Below are 22243 nucleotides of genomic sequence, written 5' to 3' on the forward strand. Positions count from 1 at the left end.
ATGACATCTCGCTCCTTTGTGAATATATGTAAAATTTAATGGTCTGCAAATCGTTTTCCTAAATCGACGGCATAGCACATGCTGTCTGCCTTAGCAATGCCTTTCCCGGCGATATCAAAGGCCGTGCCGTGATCGACGGATGTCCGGATGATGGGAAGACCCAACGTAACATTGACGCCAGAATCAAAAGCCACCATTTTCATGGGGATATGTCCCTGGTCATGGTACATGGCGACGACGATGTCATAGATGCCGTTATAGGCTTTTAAGAAGACCGTATCCGGCGGGACCGGGCCATCGACATTCAGGCCTTCCTGCTGGGCCGCCTGGACAGCCGGGATGATTTCATCAATTTCTTCCCGGCCAAAGAGACCGGCTTCGCCGCTGTGCGGATTCAATCCGGCAACGGCAATGCGGGGGTTTTCAATCCCCAATTGCTTCATCGCGCCATCGGCCAGATGAACACATTCCAAGACCCGTGCTTTCGTCGCCCTGTCACAGGCTTCCCGCAAAGAGCAGTGTGTCGATACGTGGACGACAGACATGCGTTCGCTCCAAAGCATCATCGTATAGGATTTCGTCTTCGTCAGGGTAGCGAAGATTTCCGTATGGCCGTCGAAGTTATGACCGCCTTTATGGAGGGCTTCCTTGTTCAGAGGCGCCGTCGTAACGACGCGGATATCGCCCTTCAAGGCATCGGAAATGGCTCTGGCAATATATTGATAGGCCGCATCGCCGGCAACCGGGGATACCTGGCCGATTTCAAAGTCTTTGCCGATAGCCAGTTCGACGACGGAAATGACGTTGATCTTCCCTGGCTGAAAATCCTGGACCTTTTCAATGCGTACCAGCGGCGTCGTCAGCTGAAGCTGCTGATGGTAGTATTGGAGTACATCGTAGCTGCCATAAATCAGGACAGATTGTTGGTACTCCGGTTTGGCATTTATAGCTTTAAGGGAAATCTCCGGACCAATCCCGGCCGGATCGCCCATGGTAATGCCTATAAAATTCACTGCCACTGTACCTCCTCCTTTATCACAACATTTTTTGTTTCTTTATGTTGTTATTTGTTTGTTTTTGTTAATTAAATTATAAGAAAGTTTCTCTAATTAGTCAATGGTTTTTTTGTATATAATCTATGCTATTTATTCATCTTTTTTTACAGATGAGTTCCAAGGAAGTCCTACAAAAAAAATCCAGAAATGGCATATTAACGCTCATTTCTGGATTTTTTATTTCTCTATACGTATGATTTTATAACATAAAACAACAATTTAGAACTAAAATAAACTATTATTTACGGCAAAGTTCCTTGATGCAGCGGAAAATATCTTCTTCGCTGCCAAAGGCACCGGCTTTGGTGACGATGGGCAGGCCTTCCTGGCTGCCGCCTAGTAAGCGCCCCTGCACAAAGCCCGGCACGATTTCCCGTTCAATATGGGACCCGCTGGCCTGCAACTGCGAAATGACGGCGATAGCGGTATCACCACCGGTCAAAAACAAGCCGCTCACAGCGGTTTCCTGCAAAATAGCCGGTACCATCCGGCTCAAAGTCTGTTTGGTAAATTCGGCGAGTTCATCCGTCGAAAGGCCTTTTTCCCGGCCATAGGCGGCAAAATCTTCATAATCCTGGCGGCAAGCGGCGCCGGTGAGGACGACACTTTTCCCGGCCCGCAATAAATCTACTACTTTCTGAAGCGATGCGCTTCCATCCCTTTTTTCATAAAGGGCCTTCATATCCAAGGCAACGACAGGAAGCCCCCGCTTCCGGCAGTAAGCCAGCTGGCCCATGGTCTTGCTGCTGATGCTGCCAATGACGGCCAGGGCCGGCCGCTTCGGCTGATACGTCTGCAATATGCCCTGTGCCAAGCCGGCAGACCCGATCCAAAGGATTTTCTTCCCCGTCTGCCCGGCTTTTTCAGCAATCCTTTCCAGCTGCGCCTGCGCTACCGTATCGAAAGAATAGGCCGGTCCTGTCAAGTCAAAACGGCCGCTCTCGATATCATCGAGAGTATAGTGGCAGACCGGCTGCTGCAGGCAGTCTGACAGGATCCGCTGTACCCGGTCTTCTTGCAAGGGATTCCGCGGATCGCGGGCTATTTCCGTGTCCAGCAGCGGCGTCCCGTGGACGCAGAGACGCCCCGCTTCGACCGTCCGCCCCTGCCCGGGATAGGCCGGCGCAAAGATGATGAGTTCCGGCGCATAACAGTCGACAACGGCCCGGATTTCCTCTTGCAAATGACCGCGCAGCGTCGAATCAACCTTTTTATACAGGAAACGGCAGCCCCCCGTGCGCTGTACCTGCTCTACAGCGGCAAAAACGCGGTCATAGGCTTCCTGTCCGGAAACGACACGACTCTCGCTGTCGATGGACAGGCTGTTGCCATTGGCTTCGATCTGCGCGATATCCAGGACGACATCGACAGAAATCCCGTAATGGCAAAGCTGGACGCCTGTATCATTGGCTCCCGTAAAATCATCGGCAATGATGACAAAATGATGCATATGCTCTCCTCCTTAAACGCGGACAAACTGAACCTGATGTTCCTCAAATAAAGACTCTTCTTCGGCACTGGCCCGATAATCGCTGATGAGGACATCCATATTCCAGAGATCCAGGATATAATAAAGCTTATGTTTCTTGAATTTAGAATGATCCGCCAAGAGGACGACTTTATCTGACGCCTGCAGGCAAGCCCGCTTGACGTCGATTTTCTCGGCATTAGCCGTCATGATGCGCCAATCCGGGGTAATGGCCTGAGTCCCTAAAAAGCAGATATCAAAGTGCATGGCCCGGACCATATTGGTCGCCAGCACCCCGCACGTCGAGCTGGATTCAACGTCAATATGGCCTCCTAAGAGGATGACATACAGCCCCATGACCGGCGTCAGGACCTGGGCAATGGCCAAATCATTGGTCACGACGGTCAGATTATCCCAGCGCTGTTTGGCCATCAATTCAGCCAGTTCAAAATTCGTCGTACCGGCATCGAGATAGATGCTCATGGACGATTCGATGAGCGGCAGGGCCGCGGCCGCCATGCGCCGCTTTTCTTCAATGTGGACTAATTTACGATTGCGATAGGTCGCTTCTTTGACCGAGGACTCTACCAGAACAGCACCGCCGTGGCTTTTTTCGACCAGGCCGCCTTCTTCCAGATGCTGCAGGTCCCGCCGGATCGTCATCGTCGTCACATCGAGCTGCTGAGCCAGGTCATTGACCGTTACAGCTTTGTTCTTGTATAGTTCGTTTAAAATAAATTGCCGTCTTTCTGCCGGTAACATACCCTTCACCTCGTGTTTACACTTACCTTATTTTCTCATGATATCATGTTTATATTTGTTCATTTGTGTTAATTTATTATATCAAGAGAAAAAAAAGGCGTCAAGGAAAAAGGGCTTGTCGTATGACGACAAGCCCTTTTAAGTGGTTCGTAGTAATAGAAATCTGATGATACAGATATCCCTCTTTAGAAATCCCTTCCGGAAGGCCGCCTGGCCGCTTTTTTTAGAAATGGAAGTCCATCTGGGTGCGGACGAGCGTCCGTGTATTATCCGAATTGGAAATCTGTTCCTGCTTCGAGTAGAGCGTTTCCCATTCGATATTCTTCCAAGGCACGTATTTATACCCCAGAATCCAGCCTTTGCTGCCGGCACTGCCATTGTAGAACAAGGAACTCCATTCATCATCACCGGCGATAGTCCCATTGGTTCCATAGCGATACCAGCGGGCATAGGCCTGCCACGTCCCCGGTTTCTGCAAATCCGTATTGCGATAATTCAGGCGTAAGAACGTACTGTTATTTTGGTAATCCGCATTGGTCTGGACATAATCGGCCAGGAAGCGGATATTTTTAGAAAGGTCCAGCCAACCGCTGAGGACGTAGGCTTTATCGTATTCAACCGTATCTTCGCCCCACGATTCCAGATGGCTGGTGTTCATTTCGTAGACATCGCCTTTATTCTTAGAATTCAGGGCATAGGCCAGGTTGATTCCGGCCCGCGGTCCGACGTTCCCCCAGGTGCCCAGGCCATACCAGCTTTCATGATTGCCGCCGCTCGTCGATGCGAACCAGAAGCCGCTGGCAGTGAGCCTCGTCCCTTTAATGGGAATGCCGAGCTGGAAGCCATCCGATTCGGTACCAAAGAGGACATTCTGCTGGCCTAAGCCGCGCCAGGCACGGCCGATGTTAATCCAGGCTCCCGTTTTCGGGTCCGTCCCTTCGACCCAGATCCGCTGGATATTGCCATCATGACCAGACCACCGCTTCGCCCGGCCTTTATCTTTACCATCCGTTGCCCATGACCCCGATTCATTTTCATGGTCATGGCCCCCGTTATAGAAAGAGTTCTTTTCTAACTGGAATTTAGCCTTCCAATTGTCGTTGACTTTATAGGACCCGTTCAAGCTCATATAAAAACGGTCATTGTCTTTATACAAATCGCTGTTGTTCTGGACGTCGTTGCTGTACTTGTCATGATCGTACTGGACGCGGATAAAGCCGCTGAGTTCCATCTTTCCAGCAATCCCGTTTTTCAGGGAATCGATATCCTTGGTATTCTGTTCGATCTGCTTGGTGTTTTTGGCGACTTGCTGCTGCAAGACGTTGATTTCGTCGGCATATTCGGCGTGCAGTTTTTCCAGGACCGTCTTGTCGCCAAAGTTGCCGCCGCCTTTTTGCATGGCTTTGGCGACGATGCTGGCCACTTCATAGCGTGTCATGGTGCGGCCGCCTTCAAAGGTGCTGTTCCCCATGCCTTCGATGACGCCTTCTTTGGCCAAATAATCCAGGGCTTCATACGACCAGTGGTCTTTGGGGACATCGGAGAAGCTGTCAGCCGATGCGGCCAGAGCCGTAGTGGAAATGCTGAGACTCAGGACCGCCAGGACGGCAAAGGCTTTCTTGTTAAACTCCATCGTAAGGACCTCTTTTCTTATAAATTATCTTCCAGCATGGCCCCTACGCTGTCGTATACCTTGCGAGCCTGGTCCTGTATGGCCGGGCGGGCCGTGGCGACAGTATAACCGTTATAGCCCAGGATCATGGGCAGATCGTTGATTTCATCGCCAATAGCCAGGATGTCCGCACCGTCCCAGCCAAAGAGGGAGAGCGTGTGGGAGATTGCCTGTTGCTTACTGATATCGGAGGGAATGATGTCGACGGCACAGCGGTTGGGATAGGCATGGACGGTATCGCCGAAATGGGCGTTGACCTGTTCGCTGGCAGCTAAAGCATCGTCGGGATTGGTGAAGCCCAGGGAATACTGGTGAATCGTCTGGGGCAGATGGTCGATGTCGTCTTCCGTTATCGGCACGATGGGATAGTCCCATTCCTTGGCTTCCCGCCATACCCAGGTGCCCGGCAAATCATGGCAGAGATAGGTCCGGTCTTCCGAGGAGAACGAGAAATGGAAGGACTTTCGGACCAGCTCCAGCTTGCTGACGGCCTTGAGGACGGCCGGTTCGATGCGGGCTTCCCAGAGGACGTGGTCCTGTTCATCGCTGATGAGGCCGCCGTTATTGCAGGCCAGGTAATCGTATTCGACGCCATAGTGTTTGAGCTGTGGCATGAGCATACCGTGGTCACGGCCGGACACGACGCCGAATTTATGGCCTGCAGCCCGCCATTTACGGATGGCTTCGGCATCACCAGCTGTAATGATATCATCCCGGAACAGGGTCCCGTCATAATCACTGGCAGCAACTTTTAACATAATACTCCTCCTCATATACGATAGATGACGGCTTCTGCCGGACGCAGCGTACCGGCCTGCGGGGCTTCATAGTTGCCCAGGAGGACTTTTGCGCCTTCCGTAAGGGATGCGTCATAATCGATAGTTTCGTTGGTAAAATTGACCAGCGTCAATGTCGCCTGGTCGTCTAAGATGCGCTTGAAAGCGTAAATGCGTTCATCATCAGTCAATAGCTCTTCGTAGCGCCCCTGCTGCAGGATGGCTGCTGCTTCCCCCTGGAAGCGTTCAGCCTGTACTTTGCGGTAATACTGGAGTACCGAATCGGTATCGCCTTCTTCACTTTCGGCACAGCACCGGCCATAATCGTCATGGACGGGAAGCCACGGGGTACCCGTCGTAAAGCCGGCCTGAGCTGCCCGGTTCCATTGCATGGGCGTCCGGGCGTTGTCGCGGCTGTGGGCCTGGACGAGGCGCAGGGCCTCTGCCGGAGCAAAGCCCTCTTCCAGGGCCAACCGATACTGGCCGTGCGTCGAAATATCATTGTAGTCTTCGATATGGGCAAAAGCCGTATTGGCCATGCCCAGTTCCTGGCCTTCATAAATGAAAGGCGTCCCGCGCAGGGTAAACAGGATGGTCGCCATGGCTTTAGCCGCCTTCTTCTTGTCCGTCCCTTCCGGGAAATAGCGGTTGACGCAGCGGATCTGGTCATGGTTCTCGAAGAAAATGGGATACCAGCCATTGACGGCGGTCGCCTCCTGGCTGTCCGACAAGGCCTTCTTGAGCTGGGTCAGCGGCCATGTTTCAGCGCGGCACCAGACTTCATCATCGGGAAATTCCAGGTTCACGTGGCTGAACTCAAAGAGCATGCTGAAGGCCCCGTCTTTGCCAACCCACTGGGGCAGGTCGGCCGGCGTGACGCCGTTGGCTTCGGCGACGGTAAAGATATCATGGCCGTCGAAGACGTTCCGGCGGAATTCATGCAAAAAGTCGAGGATACCCGGCGTATTGGCAATCATCTTGTGGATGGATGACAGCCCGTCGGCGCCATCGACGGGCCCGTCGGTGAAGACGGCGGGTTTCTTGATATAGACGATGGCATCGATGCGGAAGCCGCCGACGCCTTTGTCTACCCAGAAATTAGCCGCATCATAGAGGGCCTGGCGGACCGCGGGATTTTCCCAATTCAAATCGGGCTGTTCGACGGCGAAGGTATGCAGGTAATACTGCTGCCGTTCTTCGCACCACGTCCAGGCCGGTCCGCCGAAGATGGAGCGCCAGTTCGTCGGCGCCGATCCGTCTTCTTTGGCATCGCGCCAGATGTACCAGTCAGCCTTATCGTTGGTCCGGCTGCGTTTCGATTCCTGGAACCAGGCATGCTGGTCGGACGTGTGATTATAAACCAAATCCATGACGATACGGATATCCCGCTCCTTTCCTTCGGCAATGAGGGTATCCATATCGGCCATCGTGCCATAGCGCGGATCGATGGCTATATAATCGCTGATGTCATAGCCGTTGTCGACCATGGGCGACGGATAGACCGGCGTCAGCCAGACAGCGCCGACGCCGAGCTTTTTGAGATAATCCAGATGGCGTGTTACGCCGGGGATATCGCCTTCACCGCTTCCCGTCGTATCCTGGAAACTGCGGGGATAAATCTGATAGACAGCCGTCTGCTGCCACCATTTCAAAGTATCCATAACTTCCTCCTAGAAAATGACAATCGGTGTTTCACCGGCAACGACAGGTTGGTCCGCTTCTTTCTTCATCTGTGGATATTCCGTCGAGTTGGTGACGGCCATGATGACGATGTCGTTATAACCTGCTTTGGCAATGGCATCGCGGTCGAAGCGGATCAGGGGATCGCCGGATTTGACCTGGGCATCCTGCTGTGTCAGGAGGGTAAAGCCTTAGCCATTCATGTTGACCGTATCCAGGCCGATATGGATGAGGACTTCAGCCCCGTTGGACAATTCCAGGCCGACAGCATGGAGCGAGCTTTCCATGATCATGGAAACCGTCGCATCGGCCGGGGCGACGATGGTATCGCTCGACGGTTTGATAGCGACGCCGTCGCCCATCATCTTCTGGGAGAAGGCATCATCCGGGACTTCGCTGATATCGACGAGGTCACCGGAGACAAAGGCTTTCAGCTTCATGGAGCGGTCGTCTTCATCGACGGAAGCCACCGTTTCAGCAGCTGGAGCCGCTGGTGTTTCGGCAGGCATTTCTTTCGTTTCCGGGACCGTGCTTTCTACGGCTGCCGGGATTTCCCCCTTCATGAGGGCATCGAAATGGCCGCGGACATTCGGTACGGACAGGCCGACGATGACCTGGATAGCGTGGCCGTTCTTGACCAGGCCGAAAGCGCCGGCATTGGTGAACTTGCTGGTCGCAGCGACTTTATCCGGGTCGTTGACGGTAACCCGCAGGCGGGTCGCACAGTTGGTGACTTCGCGGATGTTGTCCGGACCGCCGAGGCAGTCGAGGAAGACCTGGGCTTTCAGGGCATCGGCGCCGCCGGTAATGCCTTTCTTTTCCATTTCTTTCTTGGCTTTATATTCCGCTTTGGTGAACAGCTTGTCTTCTCCGCCATCATCGGTACGGCCCGGTGTCGGCAAATCGAAGTGAAGGATAAGGAAGCGGAAGACGACGAAGTAAATGGCCGTGAAGCCGAGGCCAATGGCAATCTGTAAAATGTACGTCCCAGCGTGGTAACGGAACAGCGGGATCCAGTTCTGGACGAAGCAGTCGATGAGGCCGCCGCCGAAGTTGCCCGACAAGCCGATGAAATACAGCGTAGCCGACAAGGTAGCGGCCAATACGGCATGGACGACATACAAAAGCGGAGCAACGAACAAGAAGGTAAATTCAATCGGTTCGGTAATGCCGCAGAGGACGGCCGTAATCGTAGCTGGAATGAGCAGGGTGGCAACTTTCTTGCGTTTTTCCGGTTTAGCGCAATAGTACATGGCTAAGGCTGCGCCGGGCAGGCCGAAAACTTTGGCACTGCCGTGGAGGGCAAAGCCGCCTTGGGGAAACATGTCCCGCAGGGAATGAGCACTGGTAGCGAAATCATTGAGGTGCTGCAGCCAGTAAGCCTGGATCCCGCCGTCGCAGACGGCCGGGCCGTAGATGAAGGGCAGGTAAATGAAATGGTGCAGACCGGCCGGCAGGAGGATACGTTCCGAGAAAGTGTATGCCCAGACGCCGAAGATGCCGCTGGTCTTGAGGAAGAACTGGAACTGTTCAATGCCGTGCTGGATAGGCGGCCAGATGTAGCAGAAGAGGAGCGCCATAGGCAGCATGACCAGGAAGCCGACAGCAACGACGAAGGCCGGTCCTTTGAAGATGCCCAGCCAGTCCGGGATTTCTGTATCATAGAAGTGATTGTGCAGGTATGCCGAAATGCAGGCAATGAAGATGGCCCCGAGCATGCCCATGTCCAAAGTCTTGATATTGGCAATCATGGCCAGCCCCGTCCCGGCTCCGGCTTCCTGGCTGTAGTCGACGCCAAAATAGCTGCCGTGGAGTGTCAGGATACCGGCAATGAAATAGTTGAAGACCATATAGATGACGAAGCCTTCCATGGCACAGCGGGCCTGTTCTTTCTTGGCAAAGCCAATGGGAACGGCGATGGCGAAGAGAATCGGCATCTGATTGAAGACCGTCCAGGCACCCTGTTGGACAACATACCAGAAATCATACCAAAGGGTCCCTTTTTCGGCGAGACTGCCAAAAAGGCCTGTATTGCTGAAAATAATCGACAAGGCGACGGTCAGCCCGAAGAAGGCGAATAAAATGACCGGTGTATACATAGCGCCGCCAAAACGCTGCAATTCCTGCATCACGCGGTCCTTGTTGAATGACATATACATTTTCCTCCCGTTTTGAATAACAATAAGTCCCTAGCCCATCCTGACATATAACGGAGACGTCATCCGCAGGTATGCCCGAAGGCTATCTTTACTAACAGGATATAAAAAAAGAGCCGCGAATACAATAGATTCGCGGCTTTCTGGCACACGGCCCCCGGCCTGTAATCTGGTACATTTCCTGTACTTTGGTACAGCCTACAGATCCCGGCGGCTCTCTTCTTTCAAGCGGTGCATATACATACAGTATTTGACATACCACACTTCGGCCAGGACGAAATAGGGCATCATGGACTGAAAGGCAACGTGGTCTTCTTCTTTATCATAGAGCTGGAAACGAGCTGGTGAAATATAGAAATTGACTGTCGATAACGACGCCAGGGTATTATCGTGGAGACGAGTGATGGAAATGAAAGGGATATCCCTTAATTTCAAGGCCTGGGCTAATTCCGTCACAGCTGGCGATTCCCCGGAAAAGGAGACGATGATGAATAAATCATCCTTGTTCAGGGTCTGTACGAGGTTGCGGAACTCTTCCCGCGCCGGTACATCGTAGAGCATGACGTTGTCATAAAAGAAGAGCCGTTTCAATTCCTGGATGACGTTGCTCTGCACGTAGCCGGAAGCATAGGTGAAAATCCGGTTGGCTTCATGGACGAGGGCGCTGGCGTTATCGAAGTTGCGGCTGCAGAGCTTATCCACGGTCTGTTCATAGAAGCGATGGAGTTCCTCCATGACATTCGTATCGTAACTGGAAATTTCCGGTTCTTCCCGCTTGAGCATCATCTTGAATTCACCGAAGCCGTCGAGGCCTAATTTTTGGGCAAAGCGGACGATGGTCGTCGTCGAGACATGACAGGCCCGGGCCAGCTCATGGATTGAGCTGTGGCGGACAGCGGCGCGGTGCTGCAAGATGTACTTCCAGATTCCCATATCGGTATTGTTGAGCTGCTGGCGATGGGCATTGATGAGTTCGGCAAGTTGCATGGCTGGTTCCCCTTTCACGAAACAGGCCCCGGCGGAAAAATCCGCAGGGGCCGGGTCATAGTTTCATTATAAGGAATCCAGGGACGGACGTCAAGCCGATGGTTCGTCGTTCATCGTCCATCGCGATGGCATCGTATTTTCGACCTACGATGAACGGAATTAACACTCACACAGCGCCGCGGCAATGGCAGCGCCGACGGAAGCACCGTTGCTGTTGGGGACGACGTGGATACGCGTATTTTCGGTCGGTGCCATACAGAAGACACAGATGGCGTCTTCAATGATGGCCGGAACGCCTTTGATTTTTTCAACCAGGCTGCCTTCGATAGCGATGGACTGTTCCGCAATGCCCTTATCCTGGGCCAAGTGGCCGAGGATGCCGAAGCTGGCTGCCCCGATGAGCTGGGCTGCCCGGGCAAAGACGGCTTTGACCAGGGCGCAGAGGCCTTCTTGTTCTTCTTCACTGACGGCAAAGCCGAGAAGGGCTTCGGTCGTCTGCTGGCCGGAAATGAGTTCATTCATATCGCGCGTCGTAAAGTACGGAATGTCCCGCTTGAGGTATTCGCCAAAGACGACGCGGCAGACTTCGCTTAAATACCGGCCGCCGATCATCTTTTCAAAAGGATGGTCGCCAGGCTGCTGGGACGCTTCGTCGACGAGGCGGTCCCAGACGGTGGTCGGCCCACCATCGAAACCGGCAGCTTCCAGGTTGACGATCATCTGCAAAGCCGGTTCATAATAGCACATGTTGAAACCCGTACCACAGACGATACCGATGCGCGACGGGTTATGTTGATAGACGGAAGACAATAGGGTCGCCGTCGTATCATTCAGCAAAGCCACCGGTTCGATGTGGTCCAGGCCGGCCCGGACGAGGGCTTCTTTCAGCAGGCCGTTGATGGATTGGCCGGCCACACCGGGGACGGCGATTTCTTTGGACCAGGCAATGAGGCTGGCGTCTTTGGCCGACGTCTGGTCGACGGCAAAGGAAAAGGTAAAGCCCAGCTTATAGTCCTGATTGCCGCCGGCCGCTTCCTTGACGATGGCGGCGATGAAGTCGAAGAGTTCTTCTGCCGTCCGTACCGAAGACGTATAGTCATAGTCGGCGCATTTCAAGGGTTTGGCTACCTTGTTTTCCACCACAAAGCCCTGTTCGCCCATGAGGCGGATACGCGAAGCCCGAATGTTGGTGCCGCCAAAGTCCAAGGCCAGGAAAGTTCCCGTTTCCCGTCCTGTCGGCAAGCCCAGGTAGGTGCGCAGGGCGGAAAGGGAGCTGTCCTTCCCTGCCAAGGCATCTTCGGCGGCCTTGCGGAAGTGCTGCGCCAGTTCCCGCAGGTCCGCACCGGATAACTGTAATGCCTGTCTCATTGATTCCCAATTTTTTATCGTATCTGCCATGATAGTCGGCCTCCTGTCTGTACACAAAACATCTATAGTTTCATGATAATGAAAAAAGACCATAAAGACAACTCTTTTATGGTCTTTCGGTTCTGTAACACGATATGGGACGGTAGTACAAAATATGGATATTGGTACAGGCGCTGCGCGCAAAAATAAAAAGGAACCGTGCACGAAAGTAAAACCTTCATGCTCCAGTTCCTTGAATAGAGTTTGGTGGGCGATAACAGGATCGAACTGCTGACATCCTGCTTGTAAGGCAGGCGCTCTCCCAGCTGAGCTAATCGCCCAAGTGGTGACCCCTACGGGATTTGAACCCATGTTCTCGCCGTGAAAGGGCGATGTCTTAGACCGCTTGACCAAGGGGCCACGTAATGTGGAATGTGGTGATCCACCCGAGATTCGAACTCGGGACACCCTGATTAAAAGTCAGGTGCTCTGCCAACTGAGCTAGTGGATCATAATGGCAGGGGTAGTAGGATTCGAACCTACGGATGACGGAGTCAGAGTCCGTTGCCTTACCGCTTGGCGACACCCCTGTATGGCTCCTCAAGTAGGACTCGAACCTACGACAAATCGGTTAACAGCCGATTGCTCTACCAACTGAGCTATTGAGGAATAAATGGAGCGGAAAACGAGACTCGAACTCGCGACCCCCACCTTGGCAAGGTGATGCTCTACCACTGAGCTACTTCCGCATGTGTGTTGTCTGTTTCAGAAGACTTGATTATAATACCAAATCCACAGGATTCTGTCAAGGGATTTTTTGAAAAAAATAAAAAAAAGACGCTGTCCTATGAAGACAGCGCCTTTTTGAGGGGCTAGGGGCTAGGGGTTAGGGGTTAGGGGCTAGGGGCTAACGGCTAGCCCCTACCTGCTAATCGCTAATGATTTTAGCCTTGAATACCAACGCTACGTCGGCGTCGGAGCAGCAGAATTCGGCTTCGCCTTCAGGCTGCCCGGGCAGCTGGCCGCCATAGCGCAGGATGTCGACATAGGGAAAGGCACAGTGCAGGGCCATGGGACAGATTTTTCCCCGGTCCGTATCGTAATCAAAGGTTTCTCCGATATGGTGGCCGCGATGACAGCCCATAGTCCCCAGTTTTCCCGTAATCGTAAGCTGGATGACAGGACGTTTTCCTCGTGACATTTTTTTCTCCTTTATATAGAAATGAGCAGTACGCCGCCCGAAGGCAATGCGTTTTCGTTCGTCGTAGGCCGTTCATCGTTCGTCGTAAGGGATAGAACAAATAACACCCACCGCGATGAACGAAAAACGACAGAAACAAAGGCATTCCGTCTGATGGCTCCCCTGTTCTACGGAATCCTGAATAGCCGCTTGGCGTTTTCGGTTGTCGCCCGTACCACTTCGGCGGTATCTATGCCCCGCAGCGCCGCGATTTCTTCGGCGACATAATGGACATAAGCCGGTTCATTGCGCTGACCACGATGAGCCTGGGGCGTCAGGTATGGACAGTCCGTTTCGATGAGCATGCGCTCCAACGGCAGATGGGCTGCGACGCGCTTGGCCCGCTTGGAATTGGGATAGGTCAAAGGCCCGTCAAAGCCGAAATAGAAGCCCATGCGCAGCAGTTCGTCAGTCATCTCCAGGCTGCCGGAATAGCAGTGGAAGACGCCGCGGATGCCCTTGCCGTACTGGCGCAGGATATCCAGCGTGTCGCCATGGGCTTCGCGGTCATGGATGATGATGGGTACATCGAGTTCCACAGCCAGCTTGACCATGTCGATGAAGACAGCCTGCTGGACAGACCGGTCCGGTTCAGGCCAATGGTAGTCCAGGCCGACTTCGCCGACGGCGACGACTTTCTCTTCCGTCATCAGCCATTGGCGCAGCTGGCCGACGTCGCCTGCTTTGGCCTTAGCTGCTTCTTCGGGATGGATGCCGACAGCTGCATAAAGCCCTTCCTGTTCCCTGGCCATGGCGATGCACTGAGCCGACGTTTCCATATCCGTTGCCGGACAGAGCATGAGGCCCACGCCGGCTGCGGCCGCCCGGCTGAACATAGCCGGACGGTCTTCGGCATAGGCGCCGTCATTGACGTGGCAATGGGTGTCGAAGAGCATCAGCGTACCCGGCTTCCCGGTGCCATGCCGTCGACGAAAGCGACCTTCAGGTTATCGTTGCCATCGGAAGCAGCCAGGAGCATGCCTTTCGATTCGACACCGCAGAGTTTGACCGGTTTCAGGTTGGTGACGACGATGACGCAGTGGCCGATGAGGTCTTCCGGTTTATAGTAGAGAGAAATGCCGCTGACGATCTGGCGCGTTTCCGTACCGAGGTCGACTTGCAATTTCAGCAGTTTCTTAGCCTTCGGTACTTTTTCACAAGCTACGATTTTGCCGACGCGGAGGTCGATCTTGCCGAAATCATCGATGGTGATTTCTGGTTTCGTCGGTTCCTTAGCCGCCGGGCAGGCCTGAGCCGCTTTCTTTTCTTCTTCTACTTCGGCGACTTCTTCCTTCAAATCGTAGCGCGGGAAGAGGGCATGGCCTTTGCAGACTTTCGTGTCAGCCGGATAGCGGCCCCATTCCTGGGCAGCCGGGAGGTTGGCTTCGGCAAAATCACCCAGGCCGAGCTGTTTCCACATTTCGGCAGCGCTGGCCGGGATGAAGGGGCTGACCAGGGTAGCGATGATGCGCTGGGCTTCGAGGAGATTGTACAAGACCGTCTGCAGGCGCTGCGCTTTGGCATCGTCTTTGGCCAATACCCACGGCGTCGTTTCGTCGATGTACTTATTACTGCGGCGGATGAGGGCCCAGACGTCGTTGATGGCGTCGTTGATTTTCATGTCGTCCATATAGGTTTCAAAGCGTTTCGCCGTTTCCACAGCACACGTTGCCAAATCGTCGTCGACCGGTTCTTTGACCGTCGGGCCGGCTGCGACACCGCCTTCGTATTTTTCGACCATAGCCAGGGTACGCTGCAAGAGGTTGCCCAAGTCGTTGGCCAAGTCGGAGTTGATGCGGTTGATGAACGACGGCAGGGAGAAGTTGCCGTCCTGGCCGAGGCGGATTTCCTTCAGGAGATAGTAACGGAGCGCATCGGCACCATAGCGGTCGATAAGGGGAATGGGATCGACGACGTTGCCCAAAGATTTACTCATCTTAGTGCCGTCGACGATGAGCCAGCCATGACCGAAGACTTTCTTCGGCAGCGGCAGGCCGCAGCTCATGAGCATAATCGGCCAGATGATGCTGTGGAAGCGGACGATTTCCTTGCCGACCAGGTGCAGGTCAGCAGGCCAGAATTTCTTGAATTTTTCCGGGTCATCGAGATAGCCCGCAGCCGTGACGTAGTTGACCAGGGCGTCGAACCAGACGTAGACGACGTGTTTCGGGTCCCAAGGGACCTTGATGCCCCAGTCGAAGGACGTACGGGAGACGCAGAGGTCTTCCAGGCCGCTCTTGACGAAGGAAATCATTTCGTTGCGCCGCGATTCCGGCTGGATGAAGTCCGGGTTTTCTTCGATGAATTTCAGCCAGCGGTCGGCGTATTTATTCATTTTCAGGAAGTATGCTTCTTCCGAAACGAGTTCCAGCGGGCGGCCGCAGTCCGGGCAGACGTGTTTGCCTTCAGGCAGCTTGTTTTCCGGCCAGAACGTTTCGCACGGCGTACAGTACCAGCCTTTATATTCGCCTTTATAGATATCGCCGTTGTCGTAGGACTTCTGCATCAAAGCCTGGACGACTTTTTCATGGCGTTTTTCTGTCGTGCGGATGAAGTCATCATTGGAAATGTTGAGTTTTTTCCAGAGCTGCTGGAAGAGGGCGACGATTTCGTCGACGTATTCAATCGGTTTGACGCCTTTTGCTTCGGCTGCACGCTGGATTTTCTGGCCGTGTTCATCCGAGCCGGTCAGGAAAAAGACATCGTCGCCGCGCAGACGGTGGAACCGTGCCAGCGAATCGGCAATGGTCGTGCAGTACGTGTGCCCGATGTGAAGTTTGGCACTTGGATAGTAAATAGGTGTTGTAATGTAATACTTTCTTTTTTCAGACATGGGATTTTCCTCCTATACCGGCAAATGAGCCGGGTGTTATAAACTAAGCGCAGCCTGGTATACACTACGTTTAGGCACGCCGCACCGTCTGGCGACAGTCCGGATAGCCTCTTTCTTATCGACGCCCTGTTCCATCAGTTCCCGGACCAGGGACGCGTAATCGACGTCGCCTGAAGCAGCGGCCTCAGCGGCAGGCGCTGCCCCTTCGACGAGGATGACAAATTCACCGCGGGTCCCCTGTTCGGCCAGATCGGCCCGCAGCCCGCTGAGACTGCCGCGCAGGTACTGTTCGTACCGTTTGGTCAGTTCCCGGCAGAGGACGGCCCGGCGGTCGCCCAGGACTTCGATCATTTCGCCCAATACCTGCTGGATGCGGTGAGGCGCTTCATAGAAGATGAGCGTCCCTTCATAAGATTTTACCGACTCCAATACGGGCAGGCGGTGTTTCTGGGTCTTCGGCAGGAAGCCGACAAAGGTAAAGCGCGTCGTATCCATGCCGGAGGCAATGAGCCCGGTCAGGCCGGCATTGGCGCCGGGCAGGGGTACGATGGGGATATCGGCTTCCAGGGCCAGGCGGACCATATCACTGCCAGGGTCGCAGATGGCCGGCATGCCGGCATCGCTGACCAGGGCAATCATCAGGCCGTCTTTCAATTTTTCAATGAGCTGTGGCCCTTTTTCGGCTTTATTGTGTTCATGATAGCTGGTCAATGGCGTATCGATATCATAGGCCATGAGCAGCTGCTTCGTATGACGCGTATCTTCAGCCGCGATGAGGTCGGCTTCGCGGAGACAGCGCACGGTGCGGTACGTAATGTCTTCGAGATTGCCGATCGGTGTCGGGCAAAGATAGAGCGTCCCTTTTTGAAAAATTTCCGGCATACTATCCCTCCATCTGGCCTTAAATCTTCCCGTATAATCGCAGGACGGCATCGCTGTAACTCCCGTCAGGGTTGTGGACGATGAGCGGCGGCAGGACATCCATGCCCTTGCTGCCGCCGCGGATACCTTCGATGAGGAAGAGCTTGGCCTTCTTATCGGGGCGGCCGTGGACCATCTGCAACATCTTCGGTTCGATATCGTGAACCCGCATGGCTTCCAAAATATCGGCCAGGCGTTCCGTGATATGGACCATGCGGAAGCGGCCGTGATATTTCAAGGCATACTTGACGGCATCGAGGACGTCGCCGAGGGTCGCTGTCTCTTCATGGCAGGCCCGGCGGATACCATCGACATCACTGTAGGCGCCGCGGCTCTTTTCCCGGTACGGCGGATTGGCGTAGACAGCGGCAAAAGCGCCGCTCGCCGTCCACTCCCGGATGCGGCGGTAGTCTCCTTCGACGATGGTGATGCGGTCGTCCCGACCATTGAGGGCGACGTTGCGGCGGGCAATATCGGCCATGACGGGATTGAATTCCACCGCCGTCAGCTTCTTGGCGCCGCGGGCCGTCAGGATGAGGGGAATGGCCGCCGTCCCCGTCCCCAGATCCAGGGCCGGCCCATGAGGTACGGCACCGAAGTGGGCCAGGAGGACCGTATCCAGGGAAAAGCAGAACTGGTCGTCGCGCTGGATGACCTTCATGCCGTCCAGGACCAGGTCGTCCAGCCGTTCGTGCGGGCCTAACTCAATGTTCATGTTCCGTTTCCCCTACGTCCGACCAGGGCACGTTGATATTATGTCCCGATTCGAGCTGAACCTTGACCGTATGGTCCTTCATGTGGACACGCAGGACCGTGCCGACGCCTTCATCGGTCATGACTCTTTTCCCGACTGCCGGCGGCTTCTGCTGTTCGCAGTTCTTCTGCTGGCAGTTGCAGCACTTCAGCTCGCCCGACGTATAGAGCTGATTTTCATAGCGCAGGCAGCACATGAGGCGGCCGCAGATACCCGAAATCTTGGTCGGATTGAGGGACATACCCTGGCCCTTGGCCATGCGGATGGAAACGGGCTTGAAATCGCCCAGGAAGGTGGCGCAGCACAGGGGCCGGCCGCAGCAGCCGATACCGCCGATCATCTTGGCTTCGTCGCGCAGGCCGATCTGACGCAGTTCGATGCGCGTGCGGAAAACCGACGCCAGGTCGCGGACGAGTTCTCGGAAGTCGATGCGGCCATCAGCAGTAAAGAAGAAAATAATCTTGCCCATATCGAAGGTATAGTCGACATCGATGAGTTTCATGGGCAGTTTATGCTTGGCTATTTTCGCCAGGCAGATGCCGAAAGCCTTCTTTTCCCGTTCCTTGTTCTTTTCCACCTGGCGAAGGTCCTTGGCTGTCGCCTTGCGGATAATCGGCTTCAGCGGCTGGACGACTTCCGACGAATCGACACTGCGCGGCGCAATGACGACATGGCCGAATTCCATGCCCCGTGCCGTTTCGACGATGACGCCGTCATCCAGTTTGAGTTCGATAGTGGCGGGATCGAAATAATATATCTTTCCGGCAGGTTTAAAACGTACACCTACAACGATCATTGAATTCCTCCTCTAAGCCGTATCGCCTGAAGGCACACATAGTCCCAGACCAGGCGGACGTTGACGTGGCGCGATACCGCTTCCAGCCCTTCATCGAGCACCTGGGAAAGGCCAAAAACGGCGTCATCCGTCCAATACGGCAGTAATTCTGTCATTTCATGGATATATCCTTTTAAACGTACATAGTCCTGGCCGGCACCGCTGCGCAGGACGGCCATATCGCGGAGAAAGAGGCTGATCCAGCCGAGTATCTCCGTCGTTTCCTTATCCGTCAGGGCCGCTGACAGAGCCAGCCATTTGGCATAGGGACAGGCGTGTTTCGCCGTGGTCGTCAAAAAATCCAGGGCAAAATGAGCCTTATCCGTCCCCTGGCCGTCGAGATAGGACAATACGGTCCGGACGATGCCGCCACCCCAGAGGATGGCTTCATCCCAATTTCCGCCGTCGCCGCGCAGGCGCCGCAGTCCCTGGCGCATCTCGTCGTCGCCGACGGGGTCGAAGGTAAAGCGGGCACAGCGGGAAATGATGGTCGGCAGCAGTAAATCGGGCTGGTCCGTAATCAAGATGAAGCAGACGCCTGACGGCGGTTCTTCCAGGATTTTCAGCATGCGGTTGGCAAATTCCGTATTCATCGTTTCCACATGGTCGATGATACAGACCCGGCGGTGGCCGGCTTCGCCCTGCAGAGCCAGTTCCCCCTGGAGCTGGCGGAACTGGTCCACTTTCAGCATAGCCCCCACCGGCGCCAGATAGAAGGCATCGTCTTTATCACCGGATACGGCTTTGCCTTCGCGGCTGGCCAGGTCCGGAAAGACGCGGCGGCCGACCAAAGCCGACGCGACGGCGATAGCCATCATCGTCTTGCCGATGCCGGCCGGGCCGGCGAAAATCATGGCATGAGGGATGCGATCTTCGTCGATGAGGCGGGCGAACTGTTCTTTCAGGCGGCTGTGGCCGATAATCGGATCAAACAGTGATCGGTCCATCCTCTCTCCCCCTTACGCCAATAAAATACCTTAACAATTAATTATAGAAAAAATCCCCTACAAAGTAAATAGGCAGCGATATAAGTCTTGATGGATGGCTTCGGGCGTACGCATAGCCCCGTCTTCCGTACAGGCAATGCGCCGCCAGTGATAGCGGGCGGCCAGCTCGTCATAGGCGGCGTGGCATTTGGCCAGGAAGCCTTCATTCTTCTCGTGGATATCGCCGGTCTGGCCGCCGGTCTTGCCCGTCCGGTCTGCCATGAGCCGCTCAGTGACAGCCAGGGGTACGTCGAGGAGAAAGACCTTGTCCGGTGCCGGCAGGCCCATCTTGTGGAATTCAAAGTCCTCGAGCCAAGTCAGATAGGCCTGGCGCTGGGCCGGGTCGTCGATTTTGATCATCTGATAGAGCATGTTGCTCGTCGTGTAGCGGTCGGCGATGACGATGCCCCCCTGTTCATAGAAGGCTTTCCACTTCATCTGGTACGACGCAAAGCGGTCGACGGCGAAGAAGGCCGACGCCGCATAGGGATTGACGGCATCGGCATCGCTGCCGAAGTCGCCGCGCAGGTACATCTTGACCAGGGCACTGGAATCGCTGTCATAGTCGGGATAGCTGACGGATTTCACGTCATAGCCGTCGCGCTGCAGGTGCTGTGTCAGCAGACGGGTCTGCGTCGCTTTGCCGCTGCCGTCGCCACCTTCGATGATGAATAATTTACCTTTCATGGAAATCCTCCTTCAAGACGCGGATCGTCGCCAAGGTCCCGTCAGCCGGGCCATTCGGCTTATAGCCGCCAGCCATCTTTCGGCGGATATAGTCCTGGCAGGCCGCCGTAATTTCTTCACCCAAGGTCAGGACCGGGATGCCCGGCGGGTAGAAAGTCACATTCTCTGCGGCGATGCGGCCGCAGGCCTTTTCAAAAGGAACCGTTTCTACCGGGCAGTTCCAGGCCTGGCGCGGTGCCATGACGACGTGAGGCACGGGCAGGGCCTGTTCCGCTGACGGGCCGGACTGGCAGAGGCCTCGTCCTTTGGCGATAGACCGGCAGGCCTCGACCAGGGCCTGCGCCGTTTCTTCCGTATCCCCTAAGGTAATCAGGGCCAGGACGTGATTGCCGGCAACGAGTTCGACTTCGATGCCCTGTTGGCGCAAGAGCCGTTCTGCCGTCACGCCGTCGAGGCCGACACCGGAAAAGTCGATAGTGATCTTCGTTTCATCGAAGCCGCTGACCATCTTGTCGTCGATGATGTCGCGGCCGAAGACAGTCAGGCCGGGAATGGCGTTGATGGCATCCCGCACGGACCGGGCCAGGCCCAGGGCCCGTCCGATGAGCTCCGGCCCTTCCAGGGCCAGCTGCTGGCGGGCACTGTCCAACGAGGCCAGGAACCAGTAATGGGGACTCGTCGACTGGACGATGGCCATGGAAGCGGCGACGCGGTCTGTCAGGGGAAAGCCCTTGCGGCAGTGCAGCATCGACGTCTGCGTCAGGGAACCGGCCATCTTATGCGTACTCTGAGCCACGCAGTCGGCACCACAGGCCAGGGCTTCGGCCGGCAGGTCCTGATGGAAGCCCAGATGGGCCCCATGGGCTTCATCGACGAGGACATAGAGTCCCTGTTCATGGGCATAGGCCGTCAGGGCCTTCAAGTTGCCGGCGATACCGTCATAAGTCGGATACGTGAAGACGACGGCCTTGACCTGCGGATGAGCGTCGACAGCCCGCTTCAGGCTGTCCAGGTCCGGTCCCAGCGATACCTGCCGGACCATATCGAAACGGCTTTCCATGTAGACCGGGACGGCGCCGCTCAGTACCAGGCCGTTGATGACACTCTTGTGGGCTTCGCGGGGAATGATGATTTCATCGCCATCGCCGCAGACAGCCAGAATCATGGCCTCGATGCAGGCCGTCGTACCGTTGATGGAAAAGAAAGTCTGCCCGGCACCATAGAGATCGGCTGCCAGGTCCATGGCTTCTTTCAAGGCCCCTTCGGGCTGGAATAAGTCATCCAGGGCATACATGACGCCCAGGTCCCGCCGCAGGGCATCGCCAAAAAGGGCGGCCTGATAGGCAGAAATGCCCTGTCCCAGTTTATGGCCCGGTGTATGATAGGCCTTCATGTGCTGTTGGCAATACCCTTCCAGGGCATCGACAAAGGGTGCCTTCTGCTGTTTTTCCTTATCCATGGGGCACCTCATATAACGGAAAGGAAGTCGCGCAGCAAGGCGTGGCTCTTTTCATAGGAAAATTGTTTCATCTGTTTCAGCGAACGCTGCAAGGACCCGTGCAGGCGGTACGAGGGCAATTCTGCCGGCGTGACCCAGCGGTAGGCCAGATGTTCTTCTGATAATGTAACGTTATCGGACGTCGTCATGGCCGTAAAAATGACGCCGTTCAGGAACTGACCGTCTTTCTTCTGATAACTCCAGATGCCTGCCGGGGCCTCTAAGGTAATGGAAAGGCCCGTTTCTTCACGGACTTCCCGGCGCAGGCCGGCTTCAAAATCCTCTGTAAAACGCAGGCCGCCGCCGGGGAATTCCCAATGATGCAGCCCTTCGGCATCATTCTTCTGCAACAGCAGCAGCTTCCCTCCATGAAAAATCATCGCTTTGACACTCAACCCCATCAATACATTCGCTTCTTGCGCCATAACCCCAATCTCCCATCTATACAAATTCATGGTTGCTTATTATATATTAACGTTAATTATACCACTTTCGCTTAGTGAAGCCTACTAGTGTAGAACCTCCCTCATATATACATTGCCTAACTCTTTCTGGTATAATAGGCATATAGACATAGTCACCAGCA

At 54.9% G+C, this 22243-nt stretch carries 18 protein-coding genes, 6 tRNA genes and 1 pseudogene; all 25 read right to left on the bottom strand.

Annotated features, from left to right (window positions below):
• Positions 1 to 35: 35 nt before the first annotated feature.
• The 25 genes and pseudogenes from pdxA to ACE418_RS08180 all read right to left on the bottom strand — a co-directional run bounded on the left by pdxA (position 36) and on the right by ACE418_RS08180 (position 22082).
• Entirely contained in the window at positions 36 to 1019 is a 984-nt protein-coding gene (gene pdxA / locus ACE418_RS08060; protein WP_416450134.1) for a 4-hydroxythreonine-4-phosphate dehydrogenase PdxA, read from the bottom strand.
• A 274-nt stretch (positions 1020 to 1293) separates the two neighbouring features.
• Positions 1294 to 2505 carry a four-carbon acid sugar kinase family protein gene (locus tag ACE418_RS08065; RefSeq protein WP_416450135.1) on the bottom strand — a complete coding sequence of 404 codons (1212 nt, stop codon included), beginning with the start codon at positions 2503 to 2505 and terminating at the stop codon, positions 1294 to 1296.
• 12 nt (positions 2506 to 2517) lie between these two features.
• The gene (locus ACE418_RS08070; RefSeq protein ID WP_298586904.1) at positions 2518 to 3285 is read right to left on the bottom strand and encodes a DeoR/GlpR family DNA-binding transcription regulator; all 768 of its coding nucleotides are present in this window, start codon (positions 3283 to 3285) and stop codon (positions 2518 to 2520) included.
• Between the two features lie 223 nt (positions 3286 to 3508).
• Positions 3509 to 4918, bottom strand: a complete 1410-nt coding sequence (locus ACE418_RS08075; protein WP_416450136.1) for an S-layer homology domain-containing protein — start codon at positions 4916 to 4918, stop codon at positions 3509 to 3511.
• Between the two features lie 17 nt (positions 4919 to 4935).
• Entirely contained in the window at positions 4936 to 5715 is a 780-nt protein-coding gene (locus ACE418_RS08080) for an HAD-IIB family hydrolase (protein WP_416450137.1), read from the bottom strand.
• Between the two features lie 11 nt (positions 5716 to 5726).
• A complete protein-coding gene (locus ACE418_RS08085; RefSeq protein WP_416450138.1) occupies positions 5727 to 7394 on the bottom strand; it encodes a glycoside hydrolase family 13 protein in 1668 nt (555 codons plus the stop codon).
• Between the two features lie 9 nt (positions 7395 to 7403).
• Positions 7404 to 9572: pseudogene (locus ACE418_RS08090) on the bottom strand (alpha-glucoside-specific PTS transporter subunit IIBC).
• A 195-nt stretch (positions 9573 to 9767) separates the two neighbouring features.
• Positions 9768 to 10556, bottom strand: coding sequence for a MurR/RpiR family transcriptional regulator (locus ACE418_RS08095; protein ID WP_416450139.1), 789 nt, complete (start codon positions 10554 to 10556; stop codon positions 9768 to 9770).
• Positions 10557 to 10715: 159 nt separating this feature from the next.
• A complete protein-coding gene (locus ACE418_RS08100) occupies positions 10716 to 11954 on the bottom strand; it encodes a hexokinase family protein (RefSeq protein ID WP_416450140.1) in 1239 nt (412 codons plus the stop codon).
• A 214-nt stretch (positions 11955 to 12168) separates the two neighbouring features.
• Positions 12169 to 12244 (bottom strand) — tRNA-Val (locus ACE418_RS08105).
• A gap of 3 nt (positions 12245 to 12247) precedes the next feature.
• Positions 12248 to 12323, bottom strand: a tRNA-Glu gene (locus tag ACE418_RS08110).
• A gap of 15 nt (positions 12324 to 12338) precedes the next feature.
• Positions 12339 to 12414: transfer RNA gene (locus ACE418_RS08115), tRNA-Lys, on the bottom strand.
• Positions 12415 to 12418: 4 nt separating this feature from the next.
• Positions 12419 to 12493 (bottom strand) — tRNA-Gln (locus tag ACE418_RS08120).
• A gap of 3 nt (positions 12494 to 12496) precedes the next feature.
• Positions 12497 to 12572 (bottom strand) — tRNA-Asn (locus ACE418_RS08125).
• Positions 12573 to 12577: 5 nt separating this feature from the next.
• A tRNA-Gly gene (locus ACE418_RS08130) sits at positions 12578 to 12652 on the bottom strand.
• 179 nt (positions 12653 to 12831) lie between these two features.
• Positions 12832 to 13104 (bottom strand): TIGR04076 family protein, encoded by a 273-nt coding sequence (locus tag ACE418_RS08135; RefSeq protein WP_416450141.1) that lies wholly within the window; start codon positions 13102 to 13104, stop codon positions 12832 to 12834.
• A gap of 167 nt (positions 13105 to 13271) precedes the next feature.
• Positions 13272 to 14039, bottom strand: a complete 768-nt coding sequence (locus ACE418_RS08140; protein ID WP_416450142.1) for a TatD family hydrolase — start codon at positions 14037 to 14039, stop codon at positions 13272 to 13274.
• Positions 14039 to 15976, bottom strand: a complete 1938-nt coding sequence (gene metG / locus ACE418_RS08145) for a methionine--tRNA ligase (protein ID WP_416450143.1) — start codon at positions 15974 to 15976, stop codon at positions 14039 to 14041. Before metG ends, ACE418_RS08140 begins: the two co-directional genes overlap by 1 nt.
• 36 nt (positions 15977 to 16012) lie before the next feature.
• On the bottom strand, positions 16013 to 16858 hold the full coding sequence (gene rsmI, locus ACE418_RS08150) for a 16S rRNA (cytidine(1402)-2'-O)-methyltransferase (protein ID WP_416450144.1): 846 nt from the start codon (positions 16856 to 16858) through the stop codon (positions 16013 to 16015).
• A gap of 19 nt (positions 16859 to 16877) precedes the next feature.
• Positions 16878 to 17612: a tRNA1(Val) (adenine(37)-N6)-methyltransferase gene (locus tag ACE418_RS08155; RefSeq protein ID WP_416450145.1), complete on the bottom strand. Its 735-nt coding sequence runs from the start codon at positions 17610 to 17612 to the stop codon at positions 16878 to 16880.
• On the bottom strand, positions 17602 to 18447 hold the full coding sequence (locus tag ACE418_RS08160; protein WP_416450146.1) for a PSP1 domain-containing protein: 846 nt from the start codon (positions 18445 to 18447) through the stop codon (positions 17602 to 17604). The genes ACE418_RS08155 and ACE418_RS08160 overlap by 11 nt, the downstream gene beginning before the upstream one ends.
• Entirely contained in the window at positions 18444 to 19433 is a 990-nt protein-coding gene (locus tag ACE418_RS08165; RefSeq protein WP_416450147.1) for a DNA polymerase III subunit, read from the bottom strand. The genes ACE418_RS08160 and ACE418_RS08165 overlap by 4 nt, the downstream gene beginning before the upstream one ends.
• A gap of 57 nt (positions 19434 to 19490) precedes the next feature.
• Positions 19491 to 20159, bottom strand: coding sequence for a dTMP kinase (locus ACE418_RS08170; RefSeq protein WP_416450148.1), 669 nt, complete (start codon positions 20157 to 20159; stop codon positions 19491 to 19493).
• A complete protein-coding gene (locus tag ACE418_RS08175) occupies positions 20149 to 21618 on the bottom strand; it encodes an aminotransferase class I/II-fold pyridoxal phosphate-dependent enzyme (RefSeq protein ID WP_416450149.1) in 1470 nt (489 codons plus the stop codon). Before ACE418_RS08175 ends, ACE418_RS08170 begins: the two co-directional genes overlap by 11 nt.
• A gap of 8 nt (positions 21619 to 21626) precedes the next feature.
• The gene (locus ACE418_RS08180; RefSeq protein WP_416450150.1) at positions 21627 to 22082 is read right to left on the bottom strand and encodes an NUDIX hydrolase; all 456 of its coding nucleotides are present in this window, start codon (positions 22080 to 22082) and stop codon (positions 21627 to 21629) included.
• Positions 22083 to 22243 lie beyond the last annotated feature (161 nt).

Origin of the sequence: Megasphaera jansseni (assembly GCF_047974155.1) — a bacterium.
Classification (GTDB): domain Bacteria; phylum Bacillota; class Negativicutes; order Veillonellales; family Megasphaeraceae; genus Megasphaera.